Source organism: Dietzia sp. DQ12-76, from assembly GCF_014145045.1.
Taxonomy (GTDB): domain Bacteria; phylum Actinomycetota; class Actinomycetes; order Mycobacteriales; family Mycobacteriaceae; genus Dietzia.
This window is the reverse complement of sequence record NZ_JAALDV010000217.1, coordinates 1-5,320: the sequence shown is the minus strand read 5'-3', so window position 1 is coordinate 5,320 and position 5,320 is coordinate 1. Positions and strand designations below refer to the sequence as shown.

At 72.2% G+C, this 5,320-nt stretch carries 2 protein-coding genes; both read left to right on the top strand.

Translation table 11 applies throughout. From position 1 onward, the window contains the following. A partial coding sequence (locus tag G6019_RS08465; protein ID WP_182627399.1) for a PD-(D/E)XK nuclease family protein occupies positions 1–2,462 on the top strand: 2,462 nt, incomplete at its 5' end. Next, a partial coding sequence (locus G6019_RS08460) for a UvrD-helicase domain-containing protein (protein ID WP_182627397.1) occupies positions 2,459–5,320 on the top strand: 2,862 nt, incomplete at its 3' end. The genes G6019_RS08465 and G6019_RS08460, both read left to right, overlap by 4 nt.

The window sequence follows — 5,320 nt, the reverse complement described above, 5'->3', positions numbered from 1 at the left end:
CGATCGAGAGGCTGGACGGTCTCGGCCGCGTGGTCCTCGCGGCCCCCTTGAGGGGGACGGAGGCCGAGCGACGTCTGCGCGCCGCCCTGCACTCTCGCGGGGTCACGCCGATTCCCGGGACGGGAGCCGACCACCTGGCCTCCGCGGCGGAGCCCGACGGCGACGGCGCCGTCACGGGAACCCATGTCCTGCACGCGTCGGACCCGGATGACGAGGTGCGGGCGGTGGTCCGGTTCGTCCGCTCACGCCTGGCGGACGGGCTCCCGGGGCACCGGATCGGCGTCTATTACCCGTCGCCGGACCCCTATCTCCGACTGCTGCTCCGGGCGTTCTCGGAGGCGGGGATCGTCGTCAACGGACCCTCCGCCACCGATCTCGGTCGCACGACCGCCGGCCGGTCCCTCGTCCGACTGCTCGCGATCGACCCGGACCTCATGCCGCGCGCCGACCTGCTCTCGATCGTGGCCGAGGGGGCCGTGGCACTCCTCGACGACCGGGGCACGGCGGTCTCGTCCCGTCGGCTGGAGATGCTCACCCGCATGCGTGTCCCGGTCATTGGAGCGGGCGACTGGACCCGCCTGGCCGACCACCTCGCGGACCGTGGTGATCAGTCCGGGGACGGGTTCACCGACTCCGACCGGGCGGCCGGCGCGGCGCTGCTACACCTGGTCGACAGGATCAGGTCGACCCTCGGCGCCCTCGAGTCCGCACGGACCTGGTCCGAGGTCGGAGAGACGCTGGACACCCTGCTCACCTCCCTCTTCCGGCAGACCCCCGACCGCGCGGCGGTGCAGGCCGCGGTGGGATCTCTCGCCGACCTCGACACCCTCTCGCCCGCGATCACCCGCGAGCGGATCGTCGGAGCCGTGTCCACCCGGCTGGACTCGATCACCGAGCGGGTCGGCGAGGAGGGGGCGGGCGTGAGCCTGGGCCCGATCGACGACGCGGTCGGCCGGGACCTCGACACGGTGTGCGTGGTGGGCATGGCCGAGGGACTGTTACCCGTCCTGCACCGACCCGATCCGCTGCTGCCCGAGGGAGCGGTCGAGCCACCCGCCTCCGAACTGCTCGACGAGCGGTACCGGGTCCTCCAACTGGCCCTGTCGGCGGGCGCGAACCGACGACTGTGTTCGTTCCCCCGCGGGTCGATGCGGGGTGGCGGACACCGCATCCCGTCCCGGTGGCTCCTGCCCACGCTCTCGCGCCTCTCCGGCGAGCAGGTCCACGCCACCCGGTGGCAGGAGGCCGTCGCGGGGTGCCCCGCCGTCACCGCGGTCCCCTCGTTCGTCGACGGCGTCCTCTCACCCGCGCCCCTCCTGGGCCCCGATCCGGCCACCCCCACCGAGCTGCGCCTCCGTGAACTGGCGGCACGCGGGTGGCGGGCGGGACCCACCGCGCCGGAGCCGCTCATCCGGGCACACGAGATGCGTCGGGACCGGAGGCTCGGTGTGTTCTCGCGGTTCACCGGAGACGTCTCGTCCGTGAACGAGCTGGTCACGGTTCTCGACACACCCGTGTCGCCGACCCGCCTGGAGGACTGGGCCCAGAGCCCCTACCTGTTCTTCCTCGCCACCGTGCTCCGGGTCCGTGTGCTCGACGACCCGGCGGCGGACATCGAGATGGACCTCCGCGACTACGGCGACCTGGTCCACGCGATCCTGCAGAGATACGTGGGCGAGCGACTCGCGCTGGGGGTCGGTCCGGATCGTGACCTGCTCATGCGCGCCCTGTCCGACGAGTGCGACAAGGCCGTCGCCGCGGCTCCCGGGCTGCTCACCCCCCTGTGGCGCCGGCGACGCATGCTCCTCGCCGCCGAGCTCGGCCGGTGGTTCGAGGAGGACAGCGCTGATTCGGACGCGGGCTGGCGTCCCACGGCCACCGAGCTCGGATTCGGACGCGGACTCCCCGGAGAGCCGTCGGCCGGGATCGCGCTCGAGGTGATCACCTCCCGCGGCCCGGAGACCCTGCTCCTGGCCGGATCGATCGACCGGCTCGACGTCCGGGATGGAGCGCAGCGCGTGACCGACTACAAGACCGGGAAGCCACCCGGGGTGGAACTGCGCCCGCGCGAGGACGACCCCACCGTGGCCGGCACCCGGTTCCAGCTCCCCCTGTACGCCGCGGCCGCCGCCTCCGCCCGGCACATGCCCGTGAGCGAGGCCCGCTACTGGTACTGCACCGAACGCGGGGGCTTCGAACAGATCTCCCTCACCATCTCGGATGCCGTCATGGACCGGGTCCGCTCGGACGTCGGCCACCTGGTCGACGCCATCCGGCGGGGATGGTTCCCCCTCAAGGGCGGGCGCGGGTCCTCCCGCGACCTGGCCGACCTGCTCGGAGGCGCGGATCTGGACCGCACGTGGGAGCGACTGTCCCGGCGGGAGCCACTCGCGTCCCATCCCGCGTTCGTCGGCATCGTCGCCGGTGACACGGCCGGGACCGGAACGGAGTCGACCCCATGAGCGCGCTCCACGACCAACCCGCCCGGGACCGGGTCGAACGGGACACCACCGCCACCCTCTTCGTCGAGGCCGGGGCGGGCACCGGGAAGACCCACGCCCTGGTCGGTCGGCTCAGCACCCTCCTGCTCACCGACGGCGTGCCCGTGGACAGGATCGCCGCGATCACCTTCACCGAGAAGGCGGCCGCCGAACTGCGTGACCGGCTGCGGGTCCACCTGGTCGACCGACGGGAGGGGGGAGACCCCCGCGCGGACGCCGCGCTCGCCGGGCTCGACACCGCGGCCATCGGGACCCTGCACTCGTTCGCACTGCGGCTGCTCTCGGAGAATCCGCTCGAGGCCGGGACACCGCCGAAGGTGACCGCCCAGCAGGACACCGCCGAGGCCACGGCCGTGGAAGCGATGTGGCAGGAATGCGCGAGCGTCCTGTTCGGCGGAGACCGGAACGGGTCGCGCTCCGGCATACTGGCCCAGGCGGTCGACGACATGCTCGACGCCGGCGTCGGCACGCATGCTTTCCGCGAGATGGTGGAGGCGCTGCACCGCGACTGGGACCGACTCCCGCGCGGCCCTCTCCACTCCGGCGGGGCTCCCGGTTCCGAGCTGCCCGCCACCCCCGATCTCGCGGAGATCGTCGCCGCGATCGGGTCGATCATCGGATGGCGAGAGTCCTGCCAGGACGAAACCGACAAGCTCTACCAGACCCTCGCCAGGCACGAGGAATGGCTGACGGACCTCCAGTCGGCGGCCACGGATCGGACGGCGTCTCCCACCTGGGTCGAACTCCTCTCCACGCCCCTCGGTCCGGGAAGCGGGGGAAAGGGGCCCAACTGGGGCGGCGCCGACACCGTCAGGGAGATCAAGGAGGAGATCAAGCGACTGCCCTCTATCTGCACCGAGGTCCTGTCCGCCCACTGGCGCCCCCGCATCGCGATCGTCCTGGACGCCCTCATCCCGGTGATCCGCGGACACGCCGAGGACCGGCGCAGGCGCGGCACGTTGCAGTTCCACGACCAACTCGTCCTGGCGCGTGAGCTGCTGCAGGACCCCGAGGTGCGGGACCGGGTCAGGGCCCGGTACACGCGCATCCTCATCGACGAGTTCCAGGACACCGACCCCATCCAGCTCGACCTCGCCACCCTCCTCACCGCCGAGGACGGCCGACGGGGCGCGGGGTCCACTGGTGGGTCGGCACCGAGCCCGGAACCGGGCTCGGTGTCCGGGAGATTGTTCACCGTCGGTGACCCCAAACAGTCCGTCTACCGTTTCCGCCGGGCGGACATCTCCACCTACCTGCGGGCGCAGCAGATGGACGGGGTCGAGATCGAGCGCCTGAGCACCAACTTCCGGTGTTCGCGGGCGGTGCTGGACTGGGTCAACTCGGTGTTCTCGGAGGTGATGCTCGCCGCGCAGGGCGTGCAGCCCGAGTACCGGGAACTGGAACCGGGTCCCGATCGGCCCCCGTACGACCCCGCGCACGGGCCCCGTCCCTTCGTGTTCCGCACCGAGGACGTGCCCGCGCTGCCCGATCACTGTCCCGCGGACGCGAATGACGACATCACGCGGCACTGGACCGAAGCCTCCGATGTGGCACGGGTGATCGCGACCGCCGTCCGGGAGCAGTGGACACACGAGTCCAAGGACGGTGGCCACACCCCGCTCCGCCTCGGGGACATCGCAATCCTCCTGCCCTCCCGGGGTTCTCTGCCGATGATCGAGAAATGCCTCGACCACGCCGGGATCGACTTCCGGACCGAAGCGTCGTCCATCGTCTACGGCACCCCCGAGATCAGGGACCTCCTCCTCGCCGTGCGGGCCGTGGCCAACGCGGCCGACGAGGCATCGCTCGTCGGAGCGCTCCGCTCCCCGCTCTTCGGATGTGGTGACGACGACCTGCTCCGGTGGCGCGCGGCCGGAGGGGTCTGGGCCCCCGGCGCCCCGGCGCCCGACCACCTCGTGGACTCCCCGGTCGCCGTGGGGATCGACTACCTCTCCGACCTGTCCCGGCGGAGCCGACGACCGGGCGAGATCCTCGAGACACTCGTCCACGATCGGATGGTCTTCGAATCGGTCGCCGAGTCGCCCCGCCGGCGCGACCTGTGGCGACGCATCCGATTCGTGATCGAACACGCCTGGCAGTGGGAGGACTCCGCCGCCGACCCGGCCCGCGCCGACCTGCGCGAGTACGCGGACTGGGCGCTGGCACTCACCGCCGAGGACGCCCGGGTCCCGGAGGCGGCGATCCCGGAGATCGGGGTCGACGCCGTCCGCATCACCACGATTCACGCCGCCAAGGGGCTCGAGTACCCGATGGTCGTGCTCGCCGGGATGAGCCGCAAGTGGCCGGGTGACCGGGACAGACTGCTGTGGACGGACGACGAGCCTCCCCGACCCGCGGCCTCGTTCTCCACCTCGGTGCGCGATCCCGGGTTCGCACGGGCCGCGGAGCGGGAGGCGGAACACTCGCTGGCGGAGCGGATCAGGCTGCTGTACGTGGCCGCCACGCGCGCGGAGAGTCGCCTCGCCGTCTCCGGACACGGATACGTACTGACCAAGGAGAAGAATCCGAAGCCCCGGAGACTGTGGGGTTCCCTCCTCGGTTCGGTCATGGAGATGCCCGACGCGCCGGAGCTGGTGCCCTACGGGCAGGATCTGCTCGAACCGGCGTCCGCACCCCCCGTCGACGTCCCCGGACGGGACGAGTGGGACGACCGCAGCCGCGAGGTCGTCGCCCGATCCGCCGAGCGAGCCGGGTGGTCGGCGACCCGGATCGCCCATCACCCCGCGGGCGGGCCCGACCCCTCGCTACCCCAGCAACTGGCCGCCGCCCTGCGGGACCGGTTCGCGCCCGCTCCCACA